The organism is Rubricella aquisinus, assembly GCF_014199445.1.
GTDB lineage: Bacteria > Pseudomonadota > Alphaproteobacteria > Rhodobacterales > Rhodobacteraceae > Rubricella > Rubricella aquisinus.
Genome location: NZ_JACIJS010000005.1, coordinates 19,625 through 34,677 on the forward strand (window position 1 = coordinate 19,625; position 15,053 = coordinate 34,677).

At 60.1% G+C, this 15,053-nt stretch carries 19 protein-coding genes and 2 tRNA genes; 5 read left to right on the forward strand and 16 right to left on the reverse strand.

Translation table 11 applies throughout. The features are described from left to right. Position 1 precedes the first annotated feature (1 nt). Genes FHS89_RS08595 through FHS89_RS08655 form a run of 13 tightly spaced genes read right to left on the reverse strand, consistent with a single transcriptional unit; the run spans position 2 to position 10,159 of the window. The gene (locus FHS89_RS08595) at positions 2–616 is read right to left on the reverse strand and encodes an NADH-quinone oxidoreductase subunit J (RefSeq protein WP_184010676.1); all 615 of its coding nucleotides are present in this window, start codon (positions 614–616) and stop codon (positions 2–4) included. A gap of 43 nt (positions 617–659) precedes the next feature. Next, positions 660–1,154 carry an NADH-quinone oxidoreductase subunit NuoI gene (gene nuoI / locus FHS89_RS08600; RefSeq protein ID WP_184010678.1) on the reverse strand — a complete coding sequence of 165 codons (495 nt, stop codon included), beginning with the start codon at positions 1,152–1,154 and terminating at the stop codon, positions 660–662. A gap of 1 nt (position 1,155) precedes the next feature. Beyond that, positions 1,156–2,208 carry an NADH-quinone oxidoreductase subunit NuoH gene (gene nuoH, locus FHS89_RS08605; RefSeq protein WP_184010680.1) on the reverse strand — a complete coding sequence of 351 codons (1,053 nt, stop codon included), beginning with the start codon at positions 2,206–2,208 and terminating at the stop codon, positions 1,156–1,158. A gap of 3 nt (positions 2,209–2,211) precedes the next feature. Continuing rightward, entirely contained in the window at positions 2,212–4,230 is a 2,019-nt protein-coding gene (gene nuoG, locus FHS89_RS08610) for an NADH-quinone oxidoreductase subunit NuoG (protein WP_184010682.1), read from the reverse strand. A gap of 4 nt (positions 4,231–4,234) precedes the next feature. Then, entirely contained in the window at positions 4,235–5,533 is a 1,299-nt protein-coding gene (nuoF, locus tag FHS89_RS08615) for an NADH-quinone oxidoreductase subunit NuoF (protein ID WP_184010685.1), read from the reverse strand. A 3-nt stretch (positions 5,534–5,536) separates the two neighbouring features. Beyond that, complete coding sequence (locus FHS89_RS08620; protein ID WP_184010687.1) at positions 5,537–5,758, reverse strand: DUF5337 family protein; 222 nt, start codon at positions 5,756–5,758, stop codon at positions 5,537–5,539. Between the two features lie 36 nt (positions 5,759–5,794). Continuing rightward, positions 5,795–6,481 carry an NADH-quinone oxidoreductase subunit E gene (locus FHS89_RS08625; protein ID WP_184010689.1) on the reverse strand — a complete coding sequence of 229 codons (687 nt, stop codon included), beginning with the start codon at positions 6,479–6,481 and terminating at the stop codon, positions 5,795–5,797. A 56-nt stretch (positions 6,482–6,537) separates the two neighbouring features. Further along, complete coding sequence (gene nuoE / locus FHS89_RS08630) at positions 6,538–7,215, reverse strand: NADH-quinone oxidoreductase subunit NuoE (RefSeq protein WP_184010691.1); 678 nt, start codon at positions 7,213–7,215, stop codon at positions 6,538–6,540. A gap of 34 nt (positions 7,216–7,249) precedes the next feature. Further along, positions 7,250–7,429: a hypothetical protein gene (locus tag FHS89_RS08635; protein ID WP_184010692.1), complete on the reverse strand. Its 180-nt coding sequence runs from the start codon at positions 7,427–7,429 to the stop codon at positions 7,250–7,252. Between the two features lies 1 nt (position 7,430). Beyond that, positions 7,431–8,651 (reverse strand): NADH-quinone oxidoreductase subunit D, encoded by a 1,221-nt coding sequence (locus FHS89_RS08640; protein ID WP_184010693.1) that lies wholly within the window; start codon positions 8,649–8,651, stop codon positions 7,431–7,433. Positions 8,652–8,655: 4 nt separating this feature from the next. Next, positions 8,656–9,258, reverse strand: a complete 603-nt coding sequence (locus FHS89_RS08645) for an NADH-quinone oxidoreductase subunit C (protein WP_184011273.1) — start codon at positions 9,256–9,258, stop codon at positions 8,656–8,658. Positions 9,259–9,269: 11 nt separating this feature from the next. After that, on the reverse strand, positions 9,270–9,803 hold the full coding sequence (locus FHS89_RS08650; protein ID WP_184010694.1) for a NuoB/complex I 20 kDa subunit family protein: 534 nt from the start codon (positions 9,801–9,803) through the stop codon (positions 9,270–9,272). After that, entirely contained in the window at positions 9,794–10,159 is a 366-nt protein-coding gene (locus FHS89_RS08655) for an NADH-quinone oxidoreductase subunit A (protein ID WP_184010695.1), read from the reverse strand. The genes FHS89_RS08650 and FHS89_RS08655 overlap by 10 nt, the downstream gene beginning before the upstream one ends. 403 nt (positions 10,160–10,562) lie before the next feature. Between FHS89_RS08655 and FHS89_RS08660 the strand changes: the two genes are divergently transcribed. From FHS89_RS08660 to FHS89_RS08675, 4 genes are all read left to right on the forward strand, one after another. Then, positions 10,563–10,853 (forward strand): BufA1 family periplasmic bufferin-type metallophore, encoded by a 291-nt coding sequence (locus tag FHS89_RS08660; protein WP_184010696.1) that lies wholly within the window; start codon positions 10,563–10,565, stop codon positions 10,851–10,853. A gap of 67 nt (positions 10,854–10,920) precedes the next feature. Further along, entirely contained in the window at positions 10,921–11,766 is an 846-nt protein-coding gene (gene bufB, locus FHS89_RS08665; RefSeq protein WP_184010697.1) for an MNIO family bufferin maturase, read from the forward strand. Further along, a complete protein-coding gene (locus FHS89_RS08670) occupies positions 11,759–12,502 on the forward strand; it encodes an HvfC/BufC N-terminal domain-containing protein (protein WP_184010698.1) in 744 nt (247 codons plus the stop codon). Before bufB ends, FHS89_RS08670 begins: the two co-directional genes overlap by 8 nt. 12 nt (positions 12,503–12,514) lie before the next feature. After that, complete coding sequence (locus tag FHS89_RS08675) at positions 12,515–13,045, forward strand: DoxX family protein (protein WP_184010700.1); 531 nt, start codon at positions 12,515–12,517, stop codon at positions 13,043–13,045. On the opposite strand, the gene FHS89_RS08680 is transcribed toward FHS89_RS08675, so the two are convergent. From FHS89_RS08680 to FHS89_RS08690, 3 genes are all read right to left on the reverse strand, one after another. Further along, positions 13,046–13,897, reverse strand: a complete 852-nt coding sequence (locus tag FHS89_RS08680; protein ID WP_184010702.1) for a DMT family transporter — start codon at positions 13,895–13,897, stop codon at positions 13,046–13,048. Positions 13,898–13,958: 61 nt separating this feature from the next. Next, positions 13,959–14,035: transfer RNA gene (locus FHS89_RS08685), tRNA-Asp, on the reverse strand. 29 nt (positions 14,036–14,064) lie between these two features. Continuing rightward, positions 14,065–14,141 (reverse strand) — tRNA-Asp (locus FHS89_RS08690). A 377-nt stretch (positions 14,142–14,518) separates the two neighbouring features. Between FHS89_RS08690 and FHS89_RS08695 the strand changes: the two genes are divergently transcribed. Next, on the forward strand, positions 14,519–14,899 hold the full coding sequence (locus FHS89_RS08695) for a hypothetical protein (protein WP_184010704.1): 381 nt from the start codon (positions 14,519–14,521) through the stop codon (positions 14,897–14,899). Positions 14,900–15,053 lie beyond the last annotated feature (154 nt).

Consider the following 15,053-nt stretch of genomic DNA (forward strand, 5'->3'; position numbering starts at 1 on the left):
CTCAGATCCCCTGCCCTGGTTTCACATCGGTGAGGATTACGGCCTTAGCCGGATCGCGGGACATCTGCTCCATTACGTTTTGACGCTTGATATCCGTGCGGTGGCGCAGGGTCAGCACAATCGCGCCGATCATCGCGGTCAGCAGGATCAGGCCCGCGACCTGGAACATGTAGATATAGTCGGTGTAGATCAGCTGCCCGAGCGCCACCGTGTTCTCCACATCCTCTGGCGTGGGCGCGACGGCTTGGCGCATGGCGGGGGCGGCATCAGCGAACGCCCAGACGCCGACAATCAGCATCAACTCGACCGTCAGGATCACCGCGATCAACAACCCGATGGGCATATGCTTGGCCATGCCATCCTTCAACTCGGCAAAGTCCACGTCGAGCATCATCACCACAAACAGGAACAGCACCGCGACCGCGCCCACATAGACAATCGCCAAGAGCATCGCGAGGAATTCAGCGCCCATCAGCACGAACAGACCCGCCGCGCTGAAGAAACACAAGATCAGCCACAGCACCGAATGCACCGGGTTACGCGCCAGCGTGACAAGCAGCGCAGAGGCCACCGCCGTACAGGCAAACAGGTAAAATATGACAGCAAACACGGTCATCGTTGGTCGTCCTTTCGGATGGCCCTCTTACGGGGCCGTTGCCTTAGCGGTAAGGCGCGTCAAGTTCCAGATTGCGGGCGATCTCAGCCTCCCACCGGTCGCCATTGTCCAGAAGCTTTGCCTTGTCGTAGTAAAGCTCCTCCCGGCTCTCGGTGGAGAATTCAAAATTCGGCCCCTCGACGATGGCATCCACCGGGCAGGCTTCCTGACAGAAGCCGCAATAGATGCATTTCGTCATGTCGATATCGTATTTGGTGGTCCGGCGGGAGCCGTCCTCCCGCTCCTCCGCCTCGATGGTGATGGCCTGCGCGGGGCAGATCGCTTCGCACAGCTTACATGCGATGCAGCGCTCTTCGCCGTTGGCATAGCGGCGCAGCGCGTGCTCCCCCCGGAACCGTGGGGACAGTGGGCCTTTTTCATGGGGATAGTTGATCGTCGCCTTGGGTTTGAAGAAATACTTCATCCCCAGCTTCATCCCGGCGAAAAAGTCCGACAGGAAGAAATAGCGCGCGGCGCGGTTGTAATCGATCTGTGCCATATCAGCCTCCGATGGCCCAGCGGGCATAGGCCCCGCCGAACAGTTCGAAATGAGCGAAGAAGGAAACGAGGACGACCCATGCCAGCGACAGCGGCAGGAACACTTTCCAGCCGATCCGCATCAACTGGTCATAGCGGAAGCGCGGAACGAGCGCCTTGACCATCGCGAACATGAAGAACCAGAAGGCCATCTTGATCACCATCCAGTGCACCCCGTCGCCAAGGATCGGCAGGTCCGCAGCACCCGGAATGGGCGACAGCCAGCCGCCAAAGAACAGGAGGGTCAGCAGCGCGCACATCAGCACGACCGCCATCAATTCCCCAATCATGAACAAAAGGAACGGCGTGGAGGAATATTCGACCTGATAGCCCGCGACGAGTTCGGCCTCTGCCTCCGGCAAATCGAACGGGGGGCGGTTCGTCTCAGCGAGAGCGGAGATGAAGAACAGCACCACCATCGGCAAATGCGGCAGCCAGTACCAATTCAGCAGCCCCCAATCACCCGATTGCGCCATCACGATCGCCGTGAGGTTCAGCGACCCGGTGGAGATCAGGATGCCCACGATGATAAAGCCGATGGAGACCTCATAGGAAATCATCTGCGCGGCAGAGCGGAGCGAGCCAAGGAACGGATATTTGGAGTTCGACGCCCAACCGCCCATGATCACGCCATACACTTCCAGCGACGAAATCGCGAAAATGTAGAGGATACCGACGTTTAGATTGGCCACGACCCAGCCATCGTTGAACGGGATCACCGCCCAGGCGATCACGGCCAGAACGAAGGAAATCATCGGCGCGATGAAGAACACCGCCTTGTCGGCACCCGCAGGTACCACGATTTCCTTGACGATGTATTTCAGGAAATCCGCAAAGGATTGCAGCAGGCCAAAGGCGCCCACCACGTTTGGCCCCTTGCGGATCTGCACAGCGGCCCAGATTTTGCGGTCCGCATACATCAGGAAGGCAAGGCTCACGAGCACCATCACCGTGACCAGCAAACACTGGGCGAGGATGATCAGGAAGATGCCGAAATTTGTGTCGAAAAAGTCCATATCTTACTCCGCCGCCACCGGCATGTTGTGCTCTTGAGCCAGTTTGGAACACTCCGCCATCACCTGTGACGCGCGTGCGATCGGGTTGGTGAAGTAGAAATCGGCAATCGCCTGCCCAAACGCCTGCTCGCCCAATGCGCCGGAGGGCAGCATATCGCCCGTGTTCTCCGGCACCGTGTCAATCTCAGCCAGATGCGGCACAGCCTCAAACATCGCGGCGCGCAGCGCGTTGATGTTGTCATAGGGCAGTTGCGCGCCCAACTCGGCAGAGGCCGCGCGGATGATCGCCCAGTTCTCTTTCGCGTCACCGGGCGGGAAATTCGCCCGAAGCGCCATTTGCGGGCGGCCTTCGGTGTTGACGAAAATGCCCGTCTCTTCGGTATAGGTGGCCGCAGGCAGGATCACATCCGCGCGGTGCGCGCCCCGATCCCCGTGCGAGCCCTGATAGATCACGAAGGGACCCGCCGGAATGTCGCCCTCATCAGCGCCAAGGTTCCAGACGACCTCTGCCCCGTCCAGCGCGGCAGTGATGCCGCCCTCGGTGGTGAAGCCCAGATCCATCGCGCCCACACGGGACGCGGCAGTGTGGAGCACCAGAAGTTTGGAGCCCGACACCTCTGCCATCCGCTGCGCTTCAGCAAGGATCGCGGCACCGTCTTCACGGGCGAGTGCTGCCTGCCCGACGATGACAAGGGTATTCTTTTCCTTTGTCTCGTCCGACACGCCCTTATCAGCGAGTGCTTTCAGGTCTGCGGGCGTGGTGCCCGCATGGGCATATTCATACGTCAGATCAACAGCTTGACCCACAAGGCCAATTTCAGCCCCGGCAAGCCACGCCTTGCGGATGCGCGCGTTTAGCACCGGGGCTTCCTTGCGCGGGTTGGTGCCGACGAGCAGGATCATCTGCGCGCTGTCGATCTCTTCAATCGTGGCCGTGCCGACATAGGCCGCGCGATTGCCTTCGGGCAGTTTCGCGCCATCCGTGCGGCACTCGACCGTGCCGCCAAGGCCCGTCACCAGCTCCTTAAGCGCGAACATCGCCTCGGTCGGGGCCAAATCGCCTGCTACAGCGGCGATTTTCTTGCCCTTCACGGCGCCTGCCACAGCGGCAAAAGCCTGCGCCCAAGTGGCTGGTTTCAGCTTCCCGTCCACGCGGATGTAGGGCTTATCAAGCCGTTGGCGCTTCAACCCGTCCCATATGAAGCGGGTCTTGTCGCTGATCCATTCCTCGTTCACGCCGTCATGGTTACGCGGCAGGATGCGCATCACTTCGCGCCCGCGCGTGTCGATGCGGATGGAGGAGCCAAGCGCGTCCATCACGTCGATGCTTTCGGTTTTCTTCAATTCCCAGGGCCGCGCGGTGAATGCATATGGCTTGGACGTCAGCGCCCCCACGGGGCAAAGGTCAATGACATTGCCCTGCAATTCTGAGGTCAGCATCTGACCGAGGTAGGACGTGATCTCACTGTCCTCGCCCCGGCCGGTCTGGCCCATCTCGCTCACGCCGCCCACCTCGGTGGTAAAGCGCACGCAGCGGGTGCAGGAAATGCAGCGGGTCATTTTAGTGCCGACCAGCGGCCCGAGATCGGGATCGACCGCTGCGCGCTTTTCCTCACGGAAGCGAGAGAAATCAACGCCATAGGCCATCGCCTGATCCTGCAAGTCACACTCGCCGCCCTGATCGCAGATCGGGCAATCCAGCGGGTGGTTGATCAGCAGGAATTCCATCACGCCTTCGCGGGCCTTTTTGACCATCGGCGATTTGGTCTTCACCTCCGGCGGCTCCCCGTTCGGGCCACCGCGCAGGTCGCGCACCTGCATCGCGCAAGAGGCCGCGGGCTTCGGCGGGCCACCAACGACCTCCACCAGACACATGCGGCAGTTGCCCGCGATGGACAGCCGCTCGTGATAGCAGAAGCGCGGAATTTCCACGCCCGCCTCTTCACAGGCCTGAAGGATGGTGAGCGCGGGATCAACTTCGATCTCCGCCCCGTCGATGATCATTTTGCGTAGGTCAGACATGGTATTACTCCGCCGCGACGGCGCTGACGCGGCCCGTGCGTTTATGCTTGATGCGGTCCTCGATCTCGTCGCGGAAATGGCGGATGAGACCCTGAATGGGCCATGCCGCCGCGTCGCCTAGGGCGCAGATCGTGTGGCCTTCGACCTGTTTGGTGACATCCAGAAGCATGTCGATCTCTTCAGGCTCCGCGTCCCCCGTCACCAGACGGTCCATCACGCGCATCATCCATCCGGTGCCTTCGCGGCAGGGCGTGCACTGGCCACAGCTTTCGTGTTTGTAGAATTTTGATAGACGCCAGATCGCCTTGATCACGTCGGTCGAGTTGTCCATTACGATCACGGCGGCGGTTCCGAGGCCCGATTTCTGCTCCCGCAGCCAATCGAAATCCATGATCGCGTCTTCATACATCGTTTTGCCGGGGATCAGGGGGACGGATGAGCCGCCGGGGATCACCGCCTTGAGGTTGTCCCAACCGCCGCGAATGCCGCCGCAATGGGTCTCGATCAACTCCTCAAAAGAAATGCTCATCGCCTCTTCCACCACGCATGGCGTGTTCACATGGCCGGAGATGGCAAAAAGTTTGGTCCCTGCATTGTTCGGACGGCCAAAGCCGGAAAACCAGCTTGCGCCGCGGCGCAGGATCGTTGGCACCACGGCGATGGATTCCACGTTGTTCACCGTCGTCGGCGCGCCATAAAGCCCGGTATTCGCGGGGAAGGGCGGCTTGAGCCGTGGCATGCCCTTTCGCCCTTCAAGGCTTTCGAGAAGGGCGGTTTCCTCACCGCAGATATAGGCCCCTGCCCCGTGATGAAGATAGAGGTCATAATCCCAGCCGGACCCCGCGGCATTCTTGCCCAAGAGCCCCGCGTCATAGGCTTCATCAATCGCGGCCTGAAGCGCCTCGCGCTCCCGCACATATTCGCCGCGAATATAGATGTAGCCCGCATGGGCCCCCATCGCGAAAGAGGCGATCAGGCAGCCTTCGATCAGGGTGTGGGGATCGTGGCGCATGATCTCCCGGTCTTTACAGGTGCCGGGCTCGGATTCGTCCGCGTTCACCACCAGATAATGCGGGCGACCATCGCTTTCTTTCGGCATGAAGGACCATTTCAGACCCGTCGGGAAGCCCGCGCCGCCACGGCCACGCAGGCCGGAGGCTTTCATCTCCTCGATGATCCAATCGCGCCCCTTTTTCACCAGATCGCCCGTCCCGTCCCAATGGCCGCGCTTTTGCGCACCAGCCAAGGAGCGGTCATGCATCCCGTAAAGGTTCGTGAATATGCGGTCCTGATCAGCCAGCATCTGTTAGTTCCCTTCACTCTGGCGCTTGAGCCAGATCCTTATCAGTACGATCAGCGCCCAAGCGAGCGCTGCCAGTGCGGCGAAATCGGCAAGGAAGGCATAACGCGCATCCAAGCCGATCTGACCGCCAATCAAGTTGAGAACAACCCAAGCGGAGAAAGCGATAATGATGACAAACATCGCCTGTCGGCCCTGCCGCCGCGTGCTGTCATCCTGCCCTTTCACCGTCGAATGCTCCCGTATTCGGTGGCGCCGTGTGGTTTAGTACACGCCGCCCTTATCCACTTTCTTGGAGAACTCGGTCTCCTCGCCCGCGGCCAAGGCTTTTGCCTGACCGACCCAATCATCGCGCGACACGCGGCCCTTGAACCCGACAAGGTTCTGATCCGCCCATGCCACATCATCCGCTGACCAGCTTGCGATCTGGTCGAAATGGTAAAAGCCCATGCCGTGCAACACACCTTCGAGCTTTGGTCCGACGCCTTTGATCTTTTTCAGATCGTCCGGGCCACCGTCGCGCGCAGCCGTGAGCCGCGCCGGGCCGTCGCCTTCGGCAGCAGCGGGTTCGGCTGCCGTGGCCGGTGCGGCGGCTTTCTTTTCCGGGGCCGGTTTCGCGGCAGGTTTTGCAGCTTCAACCGGCGCGGCGGCATTCTGACGCCAATCGGCGGTTTCCGTCGCGGTGGGTGCTGCGGGTGCCGTGACCGGGGCCACGCTGACCGGTTGCACTTCGACCGCCTCAGCCGCATTCGGCGCCGGAAGCGGCTTGCCAAAACTCCAGATCAAAACAATCGCCAGCGCGGAGGCGACAATCGCCGCGATAAAGAGCCGCCCAAGCAGGCTCACATCCCCGAGGAGGGTGATGATGCCAAATACGAGGCAAGCCACCCCAGCGGCAACAATCAAGCTGAACAGCGTACCGCTGAGCCCTGTTTCATTCTGTGTCGTCATGGCGATATTCCTTCCCTGTTTGGTGGGTCTAAAACGCTCCCACCCGAGAGGTTAGCTCATTCCCCCGTAATTCGGGAAACCGTATCTTCATTTTCGACAGCCAGCGCGACCGAGGCGTTATGTGCCATCTTGTCGGCCTCCCATTCCTTGAGCGAGGTCAAACCGCCCAGCGGCTCCGACGCGTAGCGCCCGTTTTGCGGCCCCGGTGTTGGCACCTTGCCTGCGGCAAGCTCCTCAAGGATTTCGGCAAACCGTGCGGCGGTCAGATCCTCATAGTAATCCTTGCCGATCTGAGCCATGGGCGCATTCGCGCAGGCTCCAAGGCATTCGACCTCTTCCCAGGTGAATTTATCGTCCCAACCGGGGGTAAACGGCTTTGCCGCGATCTTTTCCTTGCAGACTGCGATCAGGTCTTCGGCCCCGCAGATCATGCAGGACGTGGTGCCGCAAACCTGCACATGGGCAATGCTGCCCGTGGGGGTCAATTGGAACATGAAGTAGAACGTCGCCACTTCCAAAGCGCGGATATAGGCAAGGCCCAACATCTCCGCGATATGCTCAATCGCGGGGCGGGTCAGCCAGCCTTCCTGCTCCTGCGCGCGCCACAAGAGGGGGATGATGGCAGATGCCTCCCGCCCTTCCGGGTATTTCGCGATTTGCCCTTTCGCCCATTCGGCATTGGCCGGGGTAAAGGCAAAGCTGTCTGGTTGGTCTTTATGCAGGCGACGCAGCATTATGCGGCCCCTTTCTTGATCTCAGTTTGGTGGGTCATGACATCAGCCCCACCCATATGGGAAGTTGAATTATGTAGAGACCAGCGCCGATCCCGGCCCCGATCATGCCAGCCCGCGCGCGCCCTGCCTTCACCGTCACCATCGACGCCACGCCACCAATGGCGGAGCAGACGACGAAATAGTAGAGGCTGAACGTGGCGAAAGCGGCGGTCATCTCAGCGGTCCACCTCGCCAAACACGATATCGAGCGAACCGAGGATCGCTGCGACATCGGCCAATTGGTGACCGCGCGACAGGTGATCCATCGCGGCCAAATGCGGATAGCCCGGGGCGCGCAGCTTGGCCTTATAGGGTTTGTTGCTACCGTCACTCACCAGATACACGCCGAACTCGCCCTTGGGCGCCTCAACGGCGGCATAAATCTCACCCTCAGGCACATGGAAGCCTTCTGTGTAGAGTTTGAAATGGTGGATCAGCGCCTCCATGGAGGTTTTCATATCCCCCCGCTTGGGCGGCGTGAGCTTGCCACGGGCCAGCACGTCCTCGCCCTTGCACTGGTCGAGTTTTTCGAGCGCCTGACGCATAATCTTGACGCTTTCGCGCATCTCCATCATCCGGCAGAGGTAGCGATCATAGCAATCGCCGTTCTGCCCGACAGGGATCTGGAAATCGAATTCGTCATAGCATTCATAGGGCTGCGCGCGGCGCAAATCCCATGCCATGCCGGAGCCACGGACCATCACACCGGAGAAGCCGTAAGCCATCGCGTCCTCGCGGCTGACGACGGCGATATCCACGTTCCGCTCTTTAAAGATGCGGTTTTCGGTGATCAGCCCTTCGATATCATCGAGCACTTCACCGAAACTTTCGGTCCAGGCCCAGATATCGTCACACAGTTTTTGCGGCAGATCGACATGCACGCCACCGGGCCGGAAATAGGCCGCGTGAAGCCGCGCGCCACAGGCCCGCTCGTAGAAGATCATGAGCTTTTCACGCTCTTCAAAGCCCCATGCCAGAGGCGTCATCGCGCCCACATCCATGGCTTGCGCGGTGACGTTCAGCAGGTGGTTCAGCACCCGGCCCATTTCAGAGTAAAGCACCCGGATCAGCGACGCGCGGCGGGTGATCTCCGTCCCTGTCAGCCGTTCGATGGCAAGGCACCACGCATGTTCCTGGTTCATGGGTGCTACGTAATCGAGCCGGTCGAAATAGGGCAGGTTTTGCAGATAGGTGCGGCTTTCCATCAGTTTTTCAGTACCGCGATGAAGAAGGCCGATATGCGGGTCCACCCGCTCCACGATCTCACCATCGAGTTCCAACACCATCCGCAACACGCCATGCGCTGCCGGGTGCTGAGGCCCGAAATTGATGTTGAAATTGCGGATTTTCTGCTCACCCGTCAGGGCGTCGTCGAATTTGGAGCCATCAGCAGCCATAGCCTTACGCCTCCTTCTTTTCATCGCCGGGAAGGATGTATTCCGCACCTTCCCATGGGGACATGAAGTCAAACTGCCGGTAATCCTGCACAAGGCTCACGGGTTCATAGACCACGCGCTTTTCCTCCTCGGAATAGCGGACCTCGACATAACCGGTGGTCGGGAAATCCTTGCGCAGCGGATGCCCGCGGAAGCCGTAATCCGTGAGGATGCGCCGCAAATCCGGGTGGCCAGAGAACATCACGCCATACATATCGAATACTTCGCGCTCATACCAATCGGCGGACGGATGCACGTCGATGATCGAGGGGACGATCTCACGCTCCCGCACGGGGACTTTCACCCGGATGCGCTGGTTCTGGGTCATCGACAGGAAGTGATAGACCACCTCGAACCGCTTTTCGCGCTCGGGCCAGTCAATCGCGGTGATGTCGATCAGCGTGGTGAATTGGCAGGCCGCATCATCCTTCAGGAATTGCACGAAAGACGGGACGTTGGTCGGCGTCACGGTCACGGTCAATTCACCGCCCACAACCTGATGGGACAGCATCGCTGCCTCCTGCCGCACCTCAAGATGCGCGCCGAGGTCTTTCAACTCTTCGATCATTACGCTGTCATTCATCGGGTAATCGTCCCCGTCCGGCGCATTTTGCGCTGAAGTTGCAGGATACCGTAAAGAAGTGCCTCTGCCGTTGGCGGGCAGCCCGGCACATACACATCCACCGGCACGATCCGGTCACAGCCGCGCACAACGCTATAGGAATAGTGATAATACCCGCCGCCATTCGCGCAGGATCCCATGGAGATCACATAGCGCGGCTCGGGCATCTGGTCGTAAACCTTACGCAATGCCGGGGCCATCTTGTTCGTCAGCGTGCCCGCCACAATCATCAGGTCAGACTGGCGGGGGGAAGCGCGCGGGGCCGTGCCGAACCGCTCAAGGTCATAGCGCGGCATGGAGGTGTGCATCATCTCCACCGCGCAGCAGGCAAGCCCGAATGTCATCCAATGGAGCGACCCGGTGCGTGCCCAGTTGATCGCGGCCTCCGTCGAAGTCAGCAGAAAACCCTTATCCGCCAGTTCATTCGACAGAGCCTGCGTCGTGACTTCCTTATCCGCACCAGCGGTATTGAGCGAAGTTGTCACTCCCATTCGAGTGCTCCCTTCTTCCATTCATAGATGAACCCGATGGTCAGCACGGCAAGGAACACCATCATCGACCAGAACCCGAGGTCGCCCTGATATTGGAAGCTCACCGCCCATGGGAACAGGAACGCGACTTCCAGATCAAAGATGATGAACAGGATCGACACGAGGTAGAACCGCACATCAAACTTCATCCGCGCATCGTCGAACGCGTTAAAGCCACACTCATAGGCAGAGACTTTTTCGGCATCAGGGTTGCGGACGGCGACAATCGCGGCGGCCAAAAGCAGAACAAGACCAAGGCCAATGGCAAGGCCAAGAAAGACGAGGATCGGCAGATACTCTCTGAGAAGGTCGTCCAAAGGGTGCTCCTCCAGTGCGTTGCGGCAAGCCTCAGAAAGGACTCACTGCTGCGTTATTTCGGTTGCGGGTCTAAACCTGCTGCGCGCGTGGGTCAACAGAACGGGACGTCGCATCGTATGCAATTGCACACGAATTTCCCTTCCATCCCGTGACAGCCAAACGCGCCATGCCTCACCGCAATATTCGTTTTCTAACAGAACGATTGTCACACGGGAACAGGAAGCGGTGGCCGGGGCCCGGGAAATTGGCGGAATCAGCACACATCACGCGGAAATTGTCGATTTTCACGAAACAGAGAGGTCTCATTTACGTGATTAGCAGTTGATCGAAGCCTCTGCCTAGTGTGCCTCACCCCCGCATCGGTGGGTGTCATTCAAAACCAACCTCTCAAGGAGTTACCACATGTCCAATACCGTCGTTAAAGGCCTTGCCATCGCATCCGCCGTCACCACCGCCATCGCGATGACCGCAACGGTGGCATCCGCACAAGCGACCGAGAAGTGCTACGGCGTTTCCCTCGCGGGCGAGAATGATTGCGCCGCTGGCCCCGGCACGACCTGTGCAGGCACCTCCAAGGTCGATTATCAGGGCAACGCATGGACGCTGGTGCCCGCGGGCACCTGCCTTTCCATGGAAATTCCGGGCGACCGCATGGGCTCCCTTGAGGCGCTTGAGCGCGATCTGCCGGCATAAGGCCGTCCTCCGGGGTGCCCTCACAACGGGGCACCCCACCCTCCCTCCAGCAGATCAGAGCAAGCCGATGTTCGATACTCTCACCAACACAATCCCAAACCGCCCGGGCGTGGGCTTCAAGGCGCAACATGCCGCTGAGGTCATGGCGCGCCCGGCCGCTTTGGGATGGGTCGAAATCCATGCTGAAAATTATATGGGCGATGGTGGCCCGGCGCTGGCGCAATTGCGCGCCCTGCGCGAGGTCTATCCGGTGTCCTGCCACGGGGTTGGCCTGTCAATCGGGGGCGAGCGGCCGCTTGACACCGACCATCTCGCGCGGTTGCGCAAACTGGTTGATTGGCTGGAACCGGCACTTTTCTCAGAACATCTGGCATGGTCCACCCATGACAGCGGGTTTTTGAACGATCTGCTCCCCCTGCCCTACACACAAGCAGCCGTAGACCGGATCGTGAGCCATATCACACAGGTGCAGGACGTGCTTGGGAAGCAAATGCTGCTGGAAAACCCCTCCACCTATGTCGCCTTCGCACAAAGCGAGATGGATGAGATCACGTTCCTGCGGGAGATCGCGACCCGCTCCGGCTGTGGGCTACTTTTGGATGTAAACAACGTGTTCGTCTCCGCCACCAATCAGGATTACGATCCGGTGGCCTATATTGATGCCTTTCCGCTGGATCATGTGGGCGAAATCCATCTTGGCGGGCATGAGGAGGACGCGGACGAGGTCGGCGCGCCACTGTTGATCGACACCCATAGCCGCCCTGTCGTGCCCGATGTCTGGCAGCTCTATGCCCATACCATCGCGCGCGGTGGCCCCCGGCCCACGCTGATCGAATGGGACAATGATGTGCCGGATTGGCCAGTGCTTGAGGCCGAACTCACGCGCGCGGATCAGGTGCTGACCCATGCTTGAAGGGTTCGGCGCGGCGCTGTTGGACCCGGATGCCAAAGTGCCCGATGGCGTGATCCGCCCTGATGGCCACCCGGCCTGGCGGCGCTTCACCGTCTATCGCAATAATGTCGTCTCAAGCCTGATCGACGCGCTGGAGACGGGCTTTCCCACCGTGGCAAAGCTGGTCGGCACGGAGTTTTTCGCGGCCATGGCAGGGGTGTTCGTGCGCGCCCATCCACCGAGCAACCCGCTCATGTTCAAATATGGCGCGGCCTTTCCCGACTGGATCGCCGGGTTTCGGCCGGCATCCTCCCTGCCTTATCTGCCCGATGTGGCGCGGCTTGATCTGGCGCGGCGGGAGGCGTTTCACGCCGCTGATGCCGCTCCTGCCGCGCCCACCCTGTTGGCTGAGATCGCGCCAGAGGCGCTTGATACCGCGCGGCTGCGGCTGTTGCCGTCGCTTCGGGTTGTGACCTCCTCCTTTCCCATCCTGACGATCTGGCGGATCAATCACGAAGGGGCGGACCTGCCGCTGACGCAGACCGCCCAGTCGGTGCTGATCCTGCGCCCGGAGATGACGGTGACCATGTGGCCCCTGCCCACTGGCGCGGATACTTTCCTGATGGCCCTGTCAGACGGCGCACCCTTGGCCGAGGCCGCAGAGGCCGCGGCGATGGTCCACCGCGATTTCGACCTTTCAACAACAATGCAAACCCTTATCCCGGCGCGTGCCTTCGCCGGAGTGATTGATGCGTGAGGAGACCACCCGATGCTGACCCTGCTGCGCCTGCCCAACCTGATATTCGACGCGATTGAGGCGCGGGCCGGGTTTTTGATCCCGACATTGGCGCGCTTCACCTTCGCCTCTGCGCTGCTGGTGTTTTTCTGGCATTCGGCAGGGACGAAACTCGACGGTGTGTTCACGCTCTCCTTCGGCGCGTATGGGCAGATCTTCCCGCGCACGCTGGAGGCATATGGCTATGACCTGTCGCAATTCGGGTTTGTGCACAAACTCATCGGGCTTGCCGGTGCCTATGCTGAATATGTGCTGCCTGCGCTGATCGTGCTGGGCCTGATGACCCGGCTCGCCGCACTTGGCATGATCGGATTTATCGCTGTGATGTCTTGGGTCGATATCTTTGGCCATGGGCTTGATGCCGACACAATCGGCGCGCTGTTTGACCGTGACCCTTATGGCCTGATCGCGGATCAGCGCCTGTTCTGGCTGGTGATCCTCGTCACATTGGTGGTCAAGGGCGCCGGGCCGCTGTCGGTGGATCGGCTGATCGGGGTCAAATGATCAGGGGCGGGCCAGCCGCAACAAGGCTGCCCCGCAGATCGTGAGGAAGGTGGAGGCGACCTTGAACAGATCAAGCCGCTCTTTTAGAAACCCAACACCGATCAGCAGCGCGAAAATGATGCTTGTCTCCCGCAACGCGGTAACCAGCGCAATCGGTGCCTGAGTGAAGGACCATGTGACAATGGCATAGGCAAGATAGGACGCCGTGCCGCCAATCACCATCACCCGCAGCCCCTGCCCGCGCCCAAGCTGCGCAAACACCTGCCGCCGCGTGACGGAGAGGTAGAGCGCGAATACAATCGCATTGCCCAGCGCGACCCACCCATAAAAGCCAAGCGCCGTACCCGCGACGCGCGCGCCCATCCCGTCATTCAGCGAATAGGACGCGATAAAGCAGCCGGTGATTGCCGCCAGAAGGGCCGCGACATGGTTTCTGGTCCCATCGCTTTTGCGCACAAGGCTGAGGCTCATAATCCCCGCTGCGATCAATCCGATGGCCAACAGCTCCATCCGTTCCAGCACGACGCCCAGCGCCATGGTAGACACGCCTGCCACGATCAGCGGCGCGATCCCGCGCGCGATCGGATAGACCTGTGTCAGGTCTCCGATCCGGTAGGATTGCAGCAGGAAAAGCTGATAGCCGAAATGCAGCGCGATCCCGGCAAGGATATAAGGATAACTTTCGGGCGCGGGCATCGGCACGAAGAACAGCACGATCAGCGCCATGGGCGTATGACCCAGCACGACACCGGCCATATTCACCCACATGTCCTGCCCGCCTTTCACAAGCGCATTCCAACTGGCGTGCAGGGCCGCAGCGAGCAAAACAGCAAGGAAAACAGTCAATGTCATGATGAGCACTCGGCACGCGGATACCGAGCCACTAAAAGACGGAATGTCTGGGATAATCAAGTGGCGCGGTTGACGGGGCTCGAACCCGCGACCCCCGGCGTGACAGGCCGGTACTCTAACCAACTGAGCTACAACCGCATTACGGTCCGGGGCGTTTCGGGGGAAAGTGGCGCGGTTGACGGGGCTCGAACCCGCGACCCCCGGCGTGACAGGCCGGTACTCTAACCAACTGAGCTACAACCGCACTTTCCTCCGGGCAGCGCCCGGGCGTGCAGGGTGTTTAGTGGCGGGTTGCAGGAGCGTCAAGCGGATTCGCGGCAGGAAAATGCAGGATCGACACGAAGCGCCAAACTATCGCCACCCTGCCACCTTCCGGGGCTTCGGATGTTGATTCGTTGTGTCAGGAACGTGCCACCAAAGGTGGGCTTTCGCACCCGTCAGGGACGAACAGGCCAGCGCACCGGCTCACCCTCTGGATGAAGGATTCTCCCCTTGTTTGCATGGCGATTCAATGGCTCTCCCCCAAGGCGGCATTGCCACAATCACGCCCTGATCCGCACAAATTTTGAACACCAGGCGGGCCTAGCGGCGATATTGAACGCTCATTGAAGGACGCCAATCATGACCACTCTTCGCGCTTTTCTCTCTGTTATCTTGCTGGCCGTCATGCTGACCCCCGCTGCCGCCACCACGGATGCGAAACATTTTACCGGCGTTGGGCTGGCGGAAGGGGCGGTATTGGAACTGTTCCCGGCCGGGGCAACGATCACGGCGGGCCTGACCGATCCGCAACAGGGCACGGTCACTTTCCTGTTGAACCGGACCAGCACGCATGAGGCCAATGGCGGCTTCACCCTCAATGGTGTGGCGTTTGGCGTTCACCTCGTACAAGGCGGGCAAGGACAGGTGGACCTGATCATCGTCCCTGCGGCCTCCCCCAATGTGGAGAATGCATCGATCTATTCCTTTGTGGCTCAGAAACCGTGGTTCCTGTCACAGTGAAAAACCACGCGAGATCGGCCTATAGTTAACGATGGATGAACATATCCGCACCTGTTAACCAAAATTACTTAAAATGCTAGGAAGAATCGAGCAGTCGACGTATCACCCCGTCAACGCAATTTAGGGAAAGTTTTAAACAATTGCGGATCGCTTA